At 70.0% G+C, this 15,498-nt stretch carries 19 protein-coding genes and 1 pseudogene; 9 read left to right on the forward strand and 11 right to left on the reverse strand.

The window, feature by feature from the left end:
- Positions 1-22 precede the first annotated feature (22 nt).
- Positions 23-481, reverse strand: a complete 459-nt coding sequence (locus K228_RS0118045) for an Rv0361 family membrane protein (RefSeq protein WP_025619700.1) — start codon at positions 479-481, stop codon at positions 23-25.
- 82 nt (positions 482-563) lie between these two features.
- Here K228_RS0118045 and K228_RS0118050 point away from each other — a divergent pair, with 82 nt between their 5' ends.
- From K228_RS0118050 to K228_RS0118065, 4 genes are all read left to right on the forward strand, one after another.
- On the forward strand, positions 564-1,568 hold the full coding sequence (locus K228_RS0118050) for a Gfo/Idh/MocA family protein (protein WP_025619701.1): 1,005 nt from the start codon (positions 564-566) through the stop codon (positions 1,566-1,568).
- A 71-nt stretch (positions 1,569-1,639) separates the two neighbouring features.
- Positions 1,640-2,806: a 3-dehydroquinate synthase family protein gene (locus K228_RS0118055; protein ID WP_025619702.1), complete on the forward strand. Its 1,167-nt coding sequence runs from the start codon at positions 1,640-1,642 to the stop codon at positions 2,804-2,806.
- Positions 2,803-3,714, forward strand: coding sequence for a sugar phosphate isomerase/epimerase family protein (locus K228_RS0118060; RefSeq protein WP_025619703.1), 912 nt, complete (start codon positions 2,803-2,805; stop codon positions 3,712-3,714). Before K228_RS0118055 ends, K228_RS0118060 begins: the two co-directional genes overlap by 4 nt.
- 76 nt (positions 3,715-3,790) lie before the next feature.
- On the forward strand, positions 3,791-4,723 hold the full coding sequence (locus K228_RS0118065) for an LLM class F420-dependent oxidoreductase (RefSeq protein ID WP_025619704.1): 933 nt from the start codon (positions 3,791-3,793) through the stop codon (positions 4,721-4,723).
- A gap of 37 nt (positions 4,724-4,760) precedes the next feature.
- On the opposite strand, the gene K228_RS0118070 is transcribed toward K228_RS0118065, so the two are convergent.
- The 5 genes from K228_RS0118070 to K228_RS0118090 all read right to left on the reverse strand — a co-directional run bounded on the left by K228_RS0118070 (position 4,761) and on the right by K228_RS0118090 (position 8,973).
- On the reverse strand, positions 4,761-5,759 hold the full coding sequence (locus tag K228_RS0118070) for a tyrosine-type recombinase/integrase (RefSeq protein ID WP_025619705.1): 999 nt from the start codon (positions 5,757-5,759) through the stop codon (positions 4,761-4,763).
- A gap of 13 nt (positions 5,760-5,772) precedes the next feature.
- Positions 5,773-6,744 carry a hypothetical protein gene (locus K228_RS0118075; RefSeq protein ID WP_025619706.1) on the reverse strand — a complete coding sequence of 324 codons (972 nt, stop codon included), beginning with the start codon at positions 6,742-6,744 and terminating at the stop codon, positions 5,773-5,775.
- A 145-nt stretch (positions 6,745-6,889) separates the two neighbouring features.
- Positions 6,890-7,120, reverse strand: coding sequence for a hypothetical protein (locus K228_RS0118080; RefSeq protein ID WP_025619707.1), 231 nt, complete (start codon positions 7,118-7,120; stop codon positions 6,890-6,892).
- Positions 7,121-7,144: 24 nt separating this feature from the next.
- Positions 7,145-8,404, reverse strand: a complete 1,260-nt coding sequence (locus K228_RS0118085) for an MFS transporter (protein WP_025619708.1) — start codon at positions 8,402-8,404, stop codon at positions 7,145-7,147.
- A gap of 65 nt (positions 8,405-8,469) precedes the next feature.
- The gene (locus K228_RS0118090; protein WP_025619709.1) at positions 8,470-8,973 is read right to left on the reverse strand and encodes a MarR family winged helix-turn-helix transcriptional regulator; all 504 of its coding nucleotides are present in this window, start codon (positions 8,971-8,973) and stop codon (positions 8,470-8,472) included.
- Between the two features lie 64 nt (positions 8,974-9,037).
- On the opposite strand from K228_RS0118090, the gene K228_RS0118095 reads away from it, so the two are divergent.
- Positions 9,038-10,090, forward strand: coding sequence for a bifunctional NAD(P)H-dependent oxidoreductase/GNAT family N-acetyltransferase (locus tag K228_RS0118095; RefSeq protein WP_025619710.1), 1,053 nt, complete (start codon positions 9,038-9,040; stop codon positions 10,088-10,090).
- Positions 10,091-10,183: 93 nt separating this feature from the next.
- On the opposite strand, the gene K228_RS0118100 is transcribed toward K228_RS0118095, so the two are convergent.
- Positions 10,184-10,507, reverse strand: coding sequence for a GYD domain-containing protein (locus K228_RS0118100; RefSeq protein ID WP_025619711.1), 324 nt, complete (start codon positions 10,505-10,507; stop codon positions 10,184-10,186).
- Positions 10,508-10,676: 169 nt separating this feature from the next.
- Here K228_RS0118100 and K228_RS0118105 point away from each other — a divergent pair, with 169 nt between their 5' ends.
- Complete coding sequence (locus K228_RS0118105) at positions 10,677-11,288, forward strand: TetR/AcrR family transcriptional regulator (protein WP_029723728.1); 612 nt, start codon at positions 10,677-10,679, stop codon at positions 11,286-11,288.
- Here K228_RS0118105 and K228_RS0118110 read toward each other — a convergent pair.
- Positions 11,240-11,482: pseudogene (locus K228_RS0118110) on the reverse strand (glycosyltransferase 87 family protein); the annotation flags it as partial. The gene K228_RS0118105 and the pseudogene K228_RS0118110 overlap by 49 nt on opposite strands.
- Before the next feature lie 53 nt (positions 11,483-11,535).
- Between K228_RS0118110 and K228_RS0118115 the strand changes: the two are divergent.
- From K228_RS0118115 to K228_RS0118125, 3 genes are all read left to right on the forward strand, one after another.
- Positions 11,536-11,835 carry a hypothetical protein gene (locus K228_RS0118115; RefSeq protein WP_025619714.1) on the forward strand — a complete coding sequence of 100 codons (300 nt, stop codon included), beginning with the start codon at positions 11,536-11,538 and terminating at the stop codon, positions 11,833-11,835.
- Positions 11,832-12,044, forward strand: a complete 213-nt coding sequence (locus K228_RS0118120) for a glycosyltransferase family 2 protein (protein WP_025619715.1) — start codon at positions 11,832-11,834, stop codon at positions 12,042-12,044. The genes K228_RS0118115 and K228_RS0118120 overlap by 4 nt, the downstream gene beginning before the upstream one ends.
- A 76-nt stretch (positions 12,045-12,120) precedes the next feature.
- Positions 12,121-12,687, forward strand: a complete 567-nt coding sequence (locus tag K228_RS0118125) for a hypothetical protein (RefSeq protein WP_025619716.1) — start codon at positions 12,121-12,123, stop codon at positions 12,685-12,687.
- A 35-nt stretch (positions 12,688-12,722) separates the two neighbouring features.
- Here the strand turns inward: K228_RS0118125 and K228_RS0118130 are convergent, their stop codons facing one another.
- The 3 genes from K228_RS0118130 to K228_RS0118140 all read right to left on the reverse strand — a co-directional run.
- The gene (locus K228_RS0118130; protein ID WP_025619717.1) at positions 12,723-13,502 is read right to left on the reverse strand and encodes an endonuclease/exonuclease/phosphatase family protein; all 780 of its coding nucleotides are present in this window, start codon (positions 13,500-13,502) and stop codon (positions 12,723-12,725) included.
- A 162-nt stretch (positions 13,503-13,664) separates the two neighbouring features.
- Positions 13,665-14,168 carry a peptide deformylase gene (locus K228_RS0118135; protein WP_025619718.1) on the reverse strand — a complete coding sequence of 168 codons (504 nt, stop codon included), beginning with the start codon at positions 14,166-14,168 and terminating at the stop codon, positions 13,665-13,667.
- Positions 14,169-14,266: 98 nt separating this feature from the next.
- A partial coding sequence (locus K228_RS0118140; protein WP_029723730.1) for a hypothetical protein occupies positions 14,267-15,498 on the reverse strand: 1,232 nt, incomplete at its 5' end.

Genomic DNA, 15,498 nt, shown 5'->3' on the forward strand with positions numbered 1-15,498 from the left:
GATCATGCCCGGTCCGGGTGAATCAGTACGGGTCGCCGCAGACCCGCCAGCCGCCGTCCTCGGTGACGATGGATAGCTCCCGCTGTTCGGTGCTGCCGCTGTCGCGGGTCAGCCGTACGGTGACGGTGCCCTGTGGTCGGCCGCGGCGGCTGGTGACGGCGACATCGACGATCTCGTAATCCTGCACGGTCGGCGGGGTTCGTACCCAGCTGGTGAAGCCGATTTTGCTCCACCGGCTGCGGGAGTCGGCGCAGAGCTGTTCGTAGGCGCCGGCGGTGTCCCCGGTGGTGAGCTGGCGTAGGAAGCTGTCGGCGGTGAGCCGTACCGGCGCGGCGGCGCGGGTCACCGCCTGCAGGTTCCACGCGGCCAGCCCGGCGACACCCACGCAGCAGAACAGGGCCATGGCGCCTGCGACGACCAGGCCGGTGCGGACCGGCCGTCGTGGCTGCGACGGCCGAATCCACGGCGGCTCGGCGTTCACACCCTTCGACGGTAGAGACTTGGCCTCGGGCGATGGTGCGGAATACCGCGACGCACGGCGGAAATATTTCCATAATCACGGTATGCGTGTTGCCGTTGTCGGCGTGGGTCGGATGGGTGCCATCCACGCCGCTAATCTCCACCGCCACGCCGATGTCACCTCGTTGGTGGTGGCCGACACAGACCGGCAGCGCGCCCAGGAGGTGGCCCGCCACTTCGATGTCAGCGCGGCGGATTCGGTTGACGAGGTGTTTACCTCTTCGACCGACGCGGTCGTCATCGCGGCCAACACCGCCGCGCACGCCGGGCTGATCCGGCAGGCCGTACGGGCGGGTCTGCCGGCGTTCTGCGAAAAGCCCGTCGCGACGGACCTGTCCGAGTCGATACAGACCATGCACGAGGTGCAGGCTGAGGGTGCGACATTGCAGATCGGCCTCATGCGTCGGTTCGACGCGGGCTACCGGGCCGGCCGGGAGCTGGTGCGCTCCGGTCGACTCGGTCGGTTGCACACTATTCGTTCGGTTGGCGCGGACCCCGCTCCCCCGCCTGCCTCGTACCTGTCGGCCTCCGGCGGGATCTTCTGGGACGCGCTGATCCACGACTTCGACCTGCTGCGGTGGATCACCGGCCGGGAGGTCGCCGAGGTGTATGCGTGCGGCTCGGACGCCGGGCCGCAGATCTTCGCCGAACTGGGGGAACTCGACACGGCGATGGCGTTGCTGACGATGGACGACGGGATGCTCGCCGTCACCACGGCCACTCGGTGCAACGGGGCCGGCTACGACGTACGCATGGAGGTGTGCGGGGACACGGACACCATCGCGGTTGGGCTGGACCGGCGCACCCCGCTGACCTCCGTCGAGCCGGATGCCACGTGCCCGTCGTCGGATCCCATCCAAGGCTTCCTGGAGCGCTTCGCGCCGGCGTTCGAGGCGGAGATCGACACCTTCCTTCAGCTGGCCCGGGGCGACCTGGAGAACCCGTGTGACGGGCGGGAGGCGGTGGCGGCACTTCGGGTGGCGGAGGCGTGCCGGCGGTCGCAGCGGGAGCGGCGGCCGGTCCGGATGACGGAGATCGCCGGGCTCTGACGGCGGACTACCCGCTGGTGCGCCGCGTCCGGTGGCGGCATGGTTTCGGGCGCGGCGGGAACCCAAGCGGCATGGCCCGGTCCTGGAAGTGGGAGGCGCAGGTTACCCGGCCCGTCCGGTGGAGCACCGCGCTCTACGACGGGTTGCTGGAGCTCACGCCCCGCAGCGAGCCGACGCTCTTCGGTGACCTGGACCGCTCCCGGCGGCGTTTCGTCACCATAGACGAGAGTGTCTGGCGGCTGTACCAGAAGGAGATCACCGGGCTGCTGGACCGCTACCGACTCGAGTGGAACAACCCGCCTTGTCTGCTGCCAGGCGGGGAGGACGCCAAAACCCGCGACGAAGCGGATCGGATCTACGACGAGATGGATGCCTTCGGCGTTCCCCGGTTCGGGGAACCGCCGATCGCAATCGGCGGCGGCGTGCTGCACGACGTGTTCGGTCTGGTGGCCGGCGAACACCGGCGGGGTGTGTCGTGGGACTTCATCGGCACCACCCTCGTGGCGGCCATTGACTCGATGTTCGCCCTGAAGTGCGGCGTGAACACCGGGTGGAAGAACCGGGCCGGGCTCTACCATCCGGCACGGTCGTCGATGACCGACGCCCGCTTCTTCAGGACGTTGCAGGAACACGCCATCAGGGACGGCTTCGCGGAGATCATCAAGGTCGCCGTCGCCGGAGACGCTGCCCTGTTCCGGATTCTCGAGGAGCACGGACCGCGGGTCGCCGAGGAGCGCTTCCGGGCCACCGACGACGCCTCCGAGGAGATCCTCAGCCGATCGATCTCGTGGATGATGCGGGAACTGAAACGCAACCCGTTCGAACACGAGACGGCCCGGGCCAGCTACCTGGGGCACAACATCTCGCCGGGCATCGAACCCATCGAAACGCACGGCCATGCGGTGGCGTTGGACATCGCCTGGACCAGCATGATCGCCTGGCGGCGGGGGTTGATCGGGCGTTTCGTCCGCGACCGGATCCTGCGCCTGATCCGCTCCCTCGGCCTGGACGTGTGGCACCCCGCGATGGCGGACACGCAACGGCTGGCAGCTGCCCTGTCCGACACCGCCCGACACCGGGGCGGCCAGCAGCGCATCCCGACGCCGACTCGGGTGGGTCGGGTGACATACCTGGGGGATGTCACCACCGACGAACTGCGGCGCGCCGTCGAGGACCAGCACCAGTGGGACTCGGGCGACCTGCGGTCGGATACCGCGAAGGAAGGTGGTCGGCGATGAGTCCGCCGCACGGTCCGGACCACCGGATCCAGGTTGGTTCGTCCCCGGACTCCTGGGGGGTGTGGTACGCCAACGATCCACGGCAGGTTCCGTGGCCACGTTTCCTCGACGAGGTAGCCCGGGCCGGCTTCGAGTGGATCGAACTCGGCCCGTACGGGTATCTGCCGACCGACCCGACCCGGCTCGCCGGCGAAACCGCCCTGCGCGGCCTGCGGGTCGCCGCAGCGACGATCTCGACGTCCCTGCACCGGGGTCACAGCGGCTGGCAGGAGAGCTGGCCCCGGGTGGCGATGACGGCGGCGCTCGTACGGGCAGTGGGTGGCTCCTGCGTCGTGATCATGCCGGGCCTCTGGCGCGACCCGTGGACTGGCGCGTTCGTCGAGGAGCCGCACCTCACGGCGGCGCAGTGGCATGACCTGACCGTGTTGACCAACCGGCTCGCACGACAGGTCCGCGACTCCTTCGGGCTACGCGTCATGCTCCACCCGCACGCCTACACCCATATCAACAACGAGCAGGCAGTCACCCGCTTCCTCGACGCGACGGACCCGGAACTGGTCTCCCTCTGCCTGGACGTCGGGCACTACGCCTTTTGGGGCGGGGACAGCGTGCGGCTGCTCGACCGCTGTGGCGAGCGCATCGGCCACCTGCACCTCAAGCAGGTCGACCCCGTGGTGCTCGCCGATGTTGTCGCCAAGGACGAGCCGTTCGCCACCGCGGTGGCCCGGGGGGTGTGGTGTGAGCCCCCGAGCGGGTTCCCTGAGCTGGAACCGGTGCTGGCCGCCGCGCGACGACTCGACACCGACATGTTCGCCATCGTCGAGCAGGACCTCTACCCCTGCCCCGCCGACAAGCCCTTCCCGATCGCGGAACGGACCCGCCGACTCCTGCGCTCCTACGGGGTGTGACCCACCTGTCGGGGGCAGGAACCCTGATGTTGGTTGTTGCGCCGACAGGTGGACCGGTTCGCCGGAAACTGGGCACATGCAGTGCCATGTGTTCACGAACCCCCAGCAGGGGGCGAGCTACGAGCAGGTCGCCTCCACCGCCAGGGCAGTGGAGGAGTTCGGGCTCGACGGCTTCTTCCGCTCGGATCACTTCCTGGCCATGGCCGGTGCCGCGGGGCTGCCCGGCCCCACCGACACCTGGGTGACCCTCGGCGCGCTGGCCCGGGAAACCCGACGCATCCGACTCGGTTCGTTGATGACCTCGGCGACGTTTCGGCACCCGGGCCTGTTGGCGGTCACGGTCGCCCAGGTCGACCAGATGAGCAACGGGCGGGTCGACTTCGGGTTCGGCACCGGATGGCACAAGCCGGAACACCGCGCCTACGGTGTCCCCTACCCCGCCCTCGGCGAACGGTTCGACCGCTTCGAGGAGCAACTGGACATCGTCACCGGCCTGTGGAACACCCCGCCGGGCGAGCTGTTCACCTATCCCGGGCGGCACTACCAGTTGACCGACGCGCCGGGGCTACCGAAACCCGCCCAGCGGCGTCCGCCGATCATCATCGGCGGCAAAGGACCGACCAGGACACCCTGCCTGGCGGGTCGCTACGCCGACGAGTTCAACTACGCCTTCCCGACCCTGACGGAGATCGCGGAGCAGGGCGCGCGGGTGGACGCGGCCTGCGAGAAGGCCGGCCGGGTGCCGTCGAGTCTGCGCCGCTCGGCTGTTGTCCTGCTCGTCTGTGGCCGGGACTCCGCCGAGGTGGCCCAGCGGGCGGAACCGGTCGGTGGGCTCTTCACCACGCAGATGATGGAGCACGGGCTGGTCGGCTCCCCAGCTCAGGTGGTCGACCGGATCGGGGAGTTGGCCGAGGCGGGCATCAGCCGGCTCTATCTGCAGACACCCCACCAGTTCGACGTCGATCACCTGGCGTACTTCAGCCAGCACGTGCTGCCGCAGCTGGACTGACAGGTGCCGGCGGGCGCGGTTGCGCCGTGGCGGCGGGTCAGCCGCGGCGGCGGGACCGGGCCGCCCAGATCGCGTACGCCGGGTCCCGGTCGAGGTTGTGCCGGTCGCGGTCATAGCGGCGGGTGGTACGCGGGTCGGCGTGCCCCATCGCGTCCTGCACGTCCTCCAACGGCACGCCCTCGGCGCGGGCGGTGGTGGCGAAGGAGTGCCGCAGCGAGTGCGGTGACAGCCGCGCCCACCCCGGGATGCCGGCCTCTCGGGCCAGCCGGCGGACCAGCCGAAACACAGAGTGCCGGTCCAGCCGGGCTCCGGTCGAGGTCACCAGCAGCGGACCGGTCAGCCGGTGCACCGGCACACCCGCGACGCCGGCCCGCAGCGCCAGATAGGCGTGCACCGCCGCCACGGAGCTCGGGGTGAGGGCCCGTCGCCGGGCCCGGCCGCCCTTACCCGTGAAGCGGACACTGTGGTGGCCGCGCTCGGTGCCCAGGTCGCCGACGTCCAACGACACCAGTTCCCCGACCCGCAGCCCGAGATCGACCAGGAGCGCCACGGCGGCCCGGTTCCGGGCGGCGGTCGGGCCGGTGGCGCTGTCGGCGACGGTGAGCAGTGCGTTGACCTCCTCCGGGGTGAGCCCGATGGTCGCCGAGTGGTCGCGGTCAACGTGGGGGCGATCCGCGCCGGTCGCCGGGTTGGTCTCGACGGCTCGCAGCTTGACCAGAAAGTCGTACCAGCTGGACAGGGCGGAGAGCTTACGGGCAACCGTGGCGGGCGTGAGTGGCTTGCCGCTGCGGGCGTTCGGCATCGACTCCAACCACCGGGCGTACGCGTTGACGTGCAGGAATGTCGCCTGCAAGGGGTCGGCGTCGGCGTCGGCGCACCAGCTGAGCCAGCCGGCGACGTCCCGCCGGTAGGCGGCTCGGGTGTGTGCGCTGAGCCGGCGGTTGGCCAGCCACGCCTCGGTGAAGTCAGCCGCGCCGGCGGGCAGTACCGGTGTTGGTGTCGAGCGGCGCCGCACCGGCACCTGAGAGGAGAGCATGTGCGAAAGGTTCTCAGGATGGGGTGGGCAACGGTCGGAGGCGCGCCCGCCGGAGCGCACCGGTCACCGCCGCGAGGGTGAGCGCGGCGACCGCGGTGAACGCGGTCATGCTCGCCAGGTCGGGGTGCAGGACTGACTGGCCTCGGCCGGCCTGCCAGCTGAGCACCACGAACAGCCCGGTAGCGCCGAGGGCGGCGGCGCCGACGAGGTCGGCGCGGGTCCGCTCGTCGCGCAGCCAGGGCCGCCGGGCCGAGGCGGCGCCCAGGGCCACGGTGAGCAGCAGCAGCCCCTGGATGGCGTGCATTCCCACGAAGTGCGGAACCCGCAGGTCCCCACCGGTCGTGCTCCACCCGGTGACCGCCATTCCGTTGCCGTCGGGGTCGCCGATGCCGTGCGCGCCGATCAGGGACACCTGCTGGCCGTTGGCGTCGGCCACCACCCGCGGCGTCTCCTCCGCGACGCTCAGCCACAGGGCCACGACCATGCTGGCGACCGCCAGGCCCAGCCCGGCGCGCAGCGCCCGGGTCAGCGCGCGGTCACCGACGCGCTGGATCAGCAGCAGGATCGCCACGAAGAAGGTGGTGAGCAGTAGCGGCATGATGCCGACGGAGAACAACGCCTGTACGGTGCGGGCCACCGGGTCGCTGTTGTCGTTGAAGTGGCTGAAGGTGCCGTTGGCGGCGGCGTAGGCGACGGCTCCGACATCCAGCACCCCGGCGAACGCGAAGACCGTGCCGAGCCACCAGCCGACGCGTCGGCCCCGGTGGAGCTTGCCGAGCAGCCACGCCAGCACGAGGGCGTGCACGCCCATGGCGAACCCGAACTTCAACGGTTTCAGCCAGACCGGCTCGCCGACGAGGTGCCGGTCGTCAAGCAGCAGGCCCCCGACGGACACCAGGGCAACGGTGAACATGAAGACCGCGTTCGCGAGCAGCGGCCGATGCCACTCGGTCTGCACGCGGTGAGGTGCGGTGATGGTACTCATGCCTCGCTCCGTCCGCTGGCGCGCACCCGGCCCGATGCCGGGTGCGCTTTGAGCGTCTTCGAACGCGCAGCGCAGCACCATCCCGCAGGCCACCGGCCGGGCCGGGGGTTACCCCCCCCCTTCTGCAGACCCGGTCCCGGCGCGGTCACCGCGGCTGGGGTGACCGGGGTCGGCGGGTGCGGTGGAGCAGGGTGGCGCCAGCGAGGATGAGCAGGGCGGCGGCACCGAGCAGACGGGGCAGGCTGGCCCCGGTGATGGGTAGGTCGGGGTCGGCGGGGTCGGCGATGGTGATGGTGGTGGCCGCGGACTGGCTGTGGGGGCAGGTGGTGGTGCTGGTGTAGTCGGCGGTGGCTGCAGGAACCGCTCCAACCAGCACGTCGCCCGGTAGCCGGGCCGGCCGTCACCGGTGGCGGGCACCGGCCAACACGCGGACCAGGATGAGCATCGCGGCGGCCTGCGCGGCGGCGACCGCAGCGAAGAGCCCGGCCCGGGAGGAGTCATACAGAGCGCCGGCGGCGACACCGCCGACGAGCGCACCGGTGGCCTGGACAGCGGCGAAAACGCCGTACGCGGTGCCCCGGCGCGCCCGGGGCACAAGGTCGGCCACGAAGGCCTTGACAGTGGAGTCCTGCACCCCCAGCGCGGCACCCCACACCAGGACCCCGCCGGCGGCCACCGCCAACCCGTTGGTGAACGCCAGTGGCGGCACCACTGCTACCAGCACGGGCAGTACCAGCAGGACCCGAGCTCCGATGCGGTCGTAGGCCGCACCGGTGGCGAGGGCGGCCACCGCCGCCGCCACCATCGCCACCGCGTACAGCAGCGGCACCCCCGCCGCCGGCACCAGACCGGTCTGTGCCAGGTGGAAACCGATCAACCCGAAGGTCATCAGCCCCGCGGTGCACAGGGCGCAGGCCACCGCGAACCATCCGAAGGACGCCGGCAGCGAGGCCCGCCGGGCAGGGTCATCGCGCCTGTCTCGGTTGTCGACGGCAACGTCACGCGGGTGCGCGATGCCGGCGCGGCGGCGCAGGAGCAGAAGCAGGACCATCGCCAGCGCCCCCGGCACCGCCAGCCCGGCCAGCCCCGGCCACAGGAGCCCACCGGCTGCGGCGGTGAGTGCTGCCAGCAGCAGCGGGCCGGCGAACGCCCCGACCTGGTCCAGGGCCTTGTGGACGCCCATCCCGCGGCCCATCCCCACCGCGCCGGCCGCATCCGCCAACAGCACCGACTTCGCCGGTGACCGCACGGCCTTACCCAGCCGTTCAATCACGATCAACACCGCGGCCGCCACCAGTCCCGCAGCACCCAAGCGCGGGGTCACCGCCAGCAGCGGCACGCACACCGCCGTCAACGCGTACCCGACGGTCGTCAACGTCCAGTAGCGGCGGGTTCGATCGGCCAGCGGCCCCGACACCAGCCGCAGCGCCAACGCGGCCGCCTCACCAGCGCCGGTGATCAAGCCGACGATCAGTGCGGAGGCACCCAACGACGCCAGGAGCGGACCGTACACCGACCGGGCGCCCTCGTACACCATGTCGGCGGCCAGGCTCACCACACCGAAGCCGATCACCGTCCGCCACGGCGACCATCCCAACGCCCGTCGATCGTCGGGGTCTGCCGGAGCGCGCAGCGCCGGCGTGGAACCAGTAGTTAGCACAGCCTCACCTAATCGGAGTTCGGGCTATGCGGTCAAACCGAGATCGCATGGACGCCTGGATGGGGCTACCGACCGATTGTCACGTCGCCGGGCCGATCTTCGCCGACTCCGGGCTCTTCCAGCCTGCGGGCGATCTGTTCGATGGCGAGGAGGTCTGCGGGGGTGAGCCGGTCGATGAAGTGGCGTCGTACCGACTCGACGTGGGCCGGTGCGGCGTCTTCGAGCGCAGTCAGACCCGGTGCGGTGAGCACCAGGAAGCAGCCCCGGCCGTCGTTCGGGTCGGGTGTGCGTTTCAGGAGACCACGCGCCGCCATCCGGGTGGCGTGCCGGGACAGCCGGCTGCGTGACCAGCCCATCTTGTCGGCCTGCTCCCCCAGGGTGCTGGTGTGGCCGGGTCGTTCCGACAAGGTGCTCAGTACTTCGTAGTCGGGTTCGGAGAGCCCGATCGCGGCCAGGTCGCGCGCCGTGCCGGCCTGGACGGCGACCGTGATGCGCAGGAACGCCCGCCATGCGCGCTCCTGGTCCGGGTTCAACCAGCGTACGGCTCCGGTCGACGGTTTAGTTGACATGTAATCAATCTAGCACCTACACTTCGTTTCCATGTCAACTAAGCCGGTTCGCGTTCTTCTGCTGATCTGCAGCACCCGCCCAGGCGCTTTCGGTCCCCACGTGAGCCAGTGGTTGGTCGAAGCGATCTCCCCACGCGCCGCGGAGCTCGGCGTCGAGCTGATGCCGGTGACCCTCGGCGATGTGAACCTGCCGTTTCTTGACGAGGAGGAACACCCGTCGTCGGGCATTTACCAGCATGAGCACACACGGCGCTGGAGCTCGATCGTTGACCCGGCGGATGGTTTCATCGCAATCACCCCGGAGTACAACTACGGGATGCCAGCGACCCTGAAAAACGCGCTGGACTATCTCCGCCGCGAATGGGCGTGGAAGCCGATCGGTTTCGTCAGCTACGGCAACACGTCGGCGGGCACCCGATCGGTTCAGCACGCCAAGCAGGTGGTGACCACGCTGCGCCTGGTTCCGTTGGGTGCCACGGTCGCGATCCGTCTCACGGACGCAACGACGGAGGGACGACTACTACCCGACGCGGCTCGCGACCGGGCGGGCCTCGACCTGCTGGACGAACTGGTACGGGTCGCAAACGCCCTGCGGCCACTGCGTGAGAACGCACGGGTCAGCAGCCGATCCGGACCGCTGCCAGGGTCTTACGTCAGGCGGCTGAGCGGCGACGACGCACCCGAGGTGACGGTACTGCAGCGGTGCTGCTGGGTGGATGAGGCCCTCGTCAACGAGACCATGGACATACCCGCCCTACACGAGTCGCCAGAACAGGTACGCGAATGGCTCACGACGTGGCACGCCACAGGTCTGTGGCGTGACGGCCGGCTCCTAGGGATGGTCCGCGCCCGCCGCGTCGACACCGACTGGCACGTAGGTCGGCTCGCCGTCGTGCCCGACCTACGCGGCCAAGGTCTGGGCCGGTGGCTGCTGCGCACCGCCGAGGCCGACGCCACCTCCGATTGCGATCGGATTCTCCTGGCGACCGGCGTCAAGAGCCTGCGGAACCTCGACTTCTATCACAGCGAGGGATACCAGTCGGACTCGCTCGCCAGCCCAGACGGAACCACCTGCCTCAGCAAGGACGTGACCCATCCGCTCGCCCGCCGCAGCTGAGGTCAGGGCGGGGTTCCCGCGCTGGTCAACCCGGGAGATGCCACCCCACCTTCACCGGCGGAGTCGGGGCGAGGCAGGGTGTGCTGGCCGGCCCTACTCCGCCTGGCCGGGCGCCTGGTAGGTGACCGGGAGTTTCGCTGCCTCGTCAATCTCCTCCGGAGTCAACAGCGGCACCATGATTGTTTCCCCTCCACCGGCCGCGCGGACGGCGATGCTGAGCGCGGCCGCGACCACGTTGTCCCGCAGGTCACACAAGACGTACACGTCATGCTCGCCGAAGGAGAAGTACAGCGACTCCACCTGTCCGCCGGAGTTCTCGATGAGCGCCCGGACCATCTCGGCCCGCCGCGTCCCGCCCTCCTTGCCCAGTCCACTGACCCCCTGGGTGGTGTAGGTCGCTATCGCCAGGAACTTCACTACGCTGGCACCACCTTTCACCGTCGCTGGTGCTCGCCCTGTACCCGCAATCCGTCCCGCCACGCCTCGCCGAATCGCGGCGGTACGGGCAGGGGGCGTGGGCCGGCGGCGCCAGGGCGTGGCGAGGTCGACCGGGGTGCGTAGCACCCGGGTTGTTACGGTGGTGAACATGTATGTACCCGAGGATCGCACCGCCAGGGCGATCATTCGGGATGTCGCCCTGGAGCTGTTCGGCGAGCAGTGGCCGGCGGCGGCATCACTCAAACAGGTGGCGGAGCGGGCGCAGGTCTCACAGTCGCTGATCATCAAACACTACGGGTCCCGTGACGGTCTGGTCGCCGCGGTGGACACCCACGTGCTGGGCCTGTTGGGCAACGCGTTGGAGGCGCTCGCCGACACCGACGGAGTCGGTCCACCCAACCGCTTTCTCGCCTCGGCCGACGCGCTCCGGGCGCCGGCCACCACCCGCTACCTCGCGCACTTGCTCATCGGCGACTCCGCACGCTCGGTCGAGGCGTACCGCCGGCTGCAGGAGTTCACCGACTCACTGGTGCGTCGGATGGCCGAGGGCGGTGCGGTTGCCGAAGACACGGACCGGGCGCAGCTCTCGGTCGTGCTCCTGGCCCACGAGCTGTCGATCATTTTGTTGCGGGATCGCATCGCCGACGTGCTCGGCACCGACCCGGTGGGCCGCGACGGCCTCCGCCACTGGTGGGACACGATCGACCAGCTCTACTCGGGTACGGCGATCCGGAAGCCGTCCGGCGCACCCGGGCCGTAACGCCACCCGGGCTCACCGCGTGCGGCACTTCGCCGGGACAGCCATCCGGCGAGCAGGACCAGCCCGGCGAGCGCGATCAGCACGTACAGGTTGCTGTACACCAGGCCGAGGCCGGTGAAGTGCAGGTCCCAGCCGCCCGGCGCGGCCAGCACCCAGCTGGCACTGGCCACCAGCGTGAGCCAGACCGCGCCGATAAGCTCACAGATATCGACAAGTCGAGCAAGGCGGGCATAGCGCCCACTCCTGCGTGTCGAGGTCCGGTGTCATCAGGCCGGCGTTCTGCCCCTCGCTGGCCAAGCATGAATCAGTCGGTGGCGCGGTCTGGGCGCTGCTTCCCGCGGTCGCGTTCGCCGGCTACCTGCGCCTCGACTGGCCGATGTACCGGTTCGTCGCCGCCCGCCGCGGCCCGGTGTTCGTCGCCTACTTCGTCGCCATGCACTTCCTGCTCAACCTGGTGATCGCCGTCGCGGCCGGCGTCGGTGTCTTCGGCCTGCTGTCCTCGAGGACGTTCCGGCGGCTGTACGACAAGCCCGCGGAGGCGCTGTGAACTCCACCCCGCTGGTCTCGGTCATCGTGCCGAGCTACAACTACGCCGCGTCACTCGAGGTCTGCCTGCGCGCCGTGCTCGACCAGACGTACCCGGCCATCGAGGTGCTCGTCGTGGACGACCACAGCACCGACGACTCGGCCGCCGTGGCCCGTTCCCTCGGCGTACGCGTGATCGCCCTGCCGGACAACGGTCCCGGTGCGTCGTAGACCACCCTCGACAGGTGCATATCTGTCTACTAAAGTGAACGAAATTGCACCGCTCGAGTGAAGGATGGAGATGCCCATGACAGCTCCCATGCCCCTGCCGCGACGCGCCACCTCGCGGCTCAACGACCTGCTCATCGCCCCCGGCGCCACCCGAGTGGAGCGGTGGCTCAGCTACCTCACCGCGGTCGTCGGCGCCGGCGTCGCCGCAGCCATCGGCGCCGCAGCGGGCTATCCACCCCCGATCGTCGTGGTGCTGGCGATCCTCGGTTTCGACATCTTCGGCGGGGCCGTGGTCAACGCCACCGCCTCGGTGTCGCGCCGGTTCCACACCGGCGCGACCGCCGCCCGCCGACAGGTGATCTTCGTGGCGGCCCACGTCCACCTGCCCGTCCTGGCGCTGATCCTGCCCGCGTACCCGTGGTCGACCGCGATCACGCTCTACGCCGGTACCCTCGCCGCCGCCGTGTTGGTCGCCACCGCCGCTCCGATGTTGAAACGCCCGTTGGCGTTCGCCGCCGCAGCCGGGCTACTGGTTGCGGCGGTCACACTTCTGCCCACCCCGCCAGCGCTCGCCTGGTTGGCGCCGCTACTGATCCTCAAACTCCTCCTCGGGCACCTGCTGCCCGGCCCCCGGGTGATGTGAGCAACGCGAGCCCAACACCACGCCAGCGCCGCCGGTCAACCGAGGTCCACCACGAGGGGTCGGTGATCGGAGATAACCGACAGTGGGGTTTGCACGGCCATCACCGGTGGGAGTCGATGAAGGTCCTGCCGGTCGGCGAGGATGTGATCGAGTTGGATGCGGGGTTGTCCAGCCGGATACGTGGATCGGCGGCCGAGGGTACGCCATCCGGTCAGGAGTCGGGCCGCCCCGGCGGGCAGGTTGAGGTCACCGAGCAGGATCCGTGGAGCGGGCAGGGCCCGCAGCGCGCGGACGCTCTGGCGTAGCTGGCGGGCGTTCCAACCGGGAACGAACGACAGGTGGGTGGTGGCGACGGTCAAGGGACCGTGCGGGGTGCGCAGAACCGCCGCGAGCACGACGCGGGGTTCGTCCCGGAGCAGCACGAGGCCACCGCGGGGTCCGGGTACGTAGATCGGCGTGCGCACCGGTGCCGGCCTCAGCCGGATGACCTGCCAGGAGAGGACCGGGTGGCGGCTGACCAGGCCAACGCCGTAGCGGGGTTCGTCCTGGCCGTCGTCGTCGTGGGTCAGCGGGCGGACCTGCCCGCCGGGCTCACCGACGACGGCGGCGGCGAAGCGGTGTTCACCGGCGGCGAGGGCATGGGCGGCGAGAGCCGTCTGGTCCAGGTAGCCGCTGCGGCACTGCCCCCGGTCGACCTCTTGGAGGGCAAGGACATCGGCGTCAAGGGCAGCGACGGCGGCCGTAAGCCGTTGCGACTCGACCAGCCCGTCGGTGAGCGACCGCCCGTGCAACAGGTTGAAGGTGGCCAGGCGCACCGGGTCAGCCTAGAGCCGTGGCATGGTGGCCCGGTGGTGAAGGTGTTCGTGTGCTCAGTGCTGGTATTCGTGGCGGTCGGGTCGCTCGGCCTGTGGCTGCGGCAACGTCGGGGACGATGAGGTGAGCGCGGCCAATCGGTAGGTGCCCCGGCGAGGCGGCGGTCACCGGCTACGCGGCGCGTAGCGGCCGGCGCGGATCTCCCGCAGGGCCCGGCGGCGGGTCTCCCCGCGCAGCGTGTCCACGTAGAGACGACCGGCGAGGTGGTCCGTCTCGTGTTGCAGAGCGCGGGCGAGGAAGCCGGTGCCGGTGATGGTCAACGGTTGCCCGTACTGGTCTACACCGTGTGCGGTGGCGCGCATGGCGCGTGGGGTCGGGAAGTACAGGCCAGGAATCGACAGGCAGCCCTCGTCGTCGTCCTGGCGGTCGTCGCCGAGTTCCAGCGTGGGGTTGATGAGGTGGCCGCGGTGGCCGTCGGCATCGTAGACGAACACCTGGACGGAGACGCCGATCTGTGGGGCGGCCACCCCGGCTCGGCCGGGGGCGCCGAGCAGCGTGTCCATCAGGTCGGCGACCAGCGCGCGCAGCTCGGCGTCGAAGCTGGTGACCGGTGCGGCGGGTGTGCGAAGCACCGGGTCGCCGATGATCCGGATTGGGCGCATCGTCATGGCCAGAGACTATCGCCCTGCTTCCGGCGGGGACGGCGGGCCGGCGCGAGCAGGGAGGCGCCCCGGCGGTCACCGCCGGGGCGCCTCGAGTAGGTCGGTCAGCCGAAGCAGGTTGGTACGGGGTTGGGGCTGCCGGTGCAGTTGGTGGGTCGGTTGTTGATGATGGTGATATCACCGAAGACGTTGATCACGCCGTTGTTGTAGACGCCGCCGGGTTCGTTTTGGGCGATGTTGTCGGTGACGCGGACGTCGGTGAGGGTGAGGACGGTGGTGGGGTCGCTCGGGTCGAAGAAGATGCCGCCGGCGACTCCGGCTGCTTGGTTGCCGGAGACGGTGGTGCGGCGCAGGGCCACCACGGGTTCGCCGACGATGGCGATGCCGCCGCCGTCGGTGGTGGTGGCAGTGTTGTACACGATCTTGCTGTCCTCCACGGTGGCACCGAGATCGGTGGTGAGGTAGAGCCCCCCACCGGAGGTGGCGCTGTTCTCGGCGACCTTGACGTGCTGGAGCAGGAGCGACTCTTCGCCGTTGTCGTAGATGCCGCCGCCGAGTCCGCTGGCGGTGTTGCGGGTGATGGTGCTGTGGACGATCTCGGAGATGTCACCGTCGTTGTCCACACCCCCACCGTCAGTAGCGGTGTTGTCGCTGATCAGAGTGTGGCGGATAGTGGCGGAACCATTGTCGTTGGAGAACCCGCCGCCGGTGGTGCCGGCGGTGTTGTTGGTCAGCTTCGACTTGCTGATCGTAAAGGTGCTCTGGTCGCTGGAGACGCCACCGCCCTCGTCGCCGGCGGTGTTGCGGGTGATGGTGCTCTTGGTGATCGTGACCTTGCTCCGGTCACCCCAGACGCCGCCGCCGTCGCCGTTGCCGCCGAGGGTCATGTTGTCCCGGACGGTGACGCGTTCGAGGGTGAGTCGGGTGCCTTCGCCAGCGCGGATGCCGCCGCCGTCGTCGTTGTTGCCCTCGAGCCTTCCGCCGGCGACGGTGAGGTCTTTGAGGGTGAGGTCGCCGCCGGTGATGACCTCGAAGATGCGGAAGTCGTCGGCGGCGGCGGCCCGGATGATGGTGGCGCCCTGGCCGTAGATGGTGATGGGTTGGAAGACCTGGGGTAGTCCGTTGTCGTCCTGGTTGATGGTGAGGGTGTAGACGCACTTCTCGGCCAGGCGTAGGGTGCCGCCGCCGGCCTGGTTCGCCGCGGTGATCGCGGCGATCAGCGCGTTGGGGTCGCAGGGCACCGGGGTGCCCTTGTCCTTGGTGCCCTTGTCCTTCCTGTCACCATGGCCATCGCTCTTCCAGCCCGAGTGGCCGGCCTTTCCCCAGTCGCCACCCC

The organism is Salinispora cortesiana (genome assembly GCF_000484695.1).
GTDB lineage: Bacteria > Actinomycetota > Actinomycetes > Mycobacteriales > Micromonosporaceae > Micromonospora > Micromonospora cortesiana.

Coding starts and splice junctions, on each gene's coding strand:
- K228_RS0118135 (WP_025619718.1), bottom strand. CDS start 14,168: ATGACGATGCGCCCAATCCGGATCATCGGCGACCCGGTGCTTCGCACA.
- K228_RS0118055 (WP_025619702.1), top strand. CDS start 1,640: ATGGCCCGGTCCTGGAAGTGGGAGGCGCAGGTTACCCGGCCCGTCCGG.
- K228_RS0118070 (WP_025619705.1), bottom strand. CDS start 5,759: ATGCTCTCCTCTCAGGTGCCGGTGCGGCGCCGCTCGACACCAACACCG.
- K228_RS0118125 (WP_025619716.1), top strand. CDS start 12,121: ATGACAGCTCCCATGCCCCTGCCGCGACGCGCCACCTCGCGGCTCAAC.
- K228_RS0118090 (WP_025619709.1), bottom strand. CDS start 8,973: ATGTCAACTAAACCGTCGACCGGAGCCGTACGCTGGTTGAACCCGGAC.
- K228_RS0118105 (WP_029723728.1), top strand. CDS start 10,677: ATGTATGTACCCGAGGATCGCACCGCCAGGGCGATCATTCGGGATGTC.
- K228_RS0118075 (WP_025619706.1), bottom strand. CDS start 6,744: ATGAGTACCATCACCGCACCTCACCGCGTGCAGACCGAGTGGCATCGG.
- K228_RS0118050 (WP_025619701.1), top strand. CDS start 564: ATGCGTGTTGCCGTTGTCGGCGTGGGTCGGATGGGTGCCATCCACGCC.
- K228_RS0118065 (WP_025619704.1), top strand. CDS start 3,791: ATGCAGTGCCATGTGTTCACGAACCCCCAGCAGGGGGCGAGCTACGAG.
- K228_RS0118060 (WP_025619703.1), top strand. CDS start 2,803: ATGAGTCCGCCGCACGGTCCGGACCACCGGATCCAGGTTGGTTCGTCC.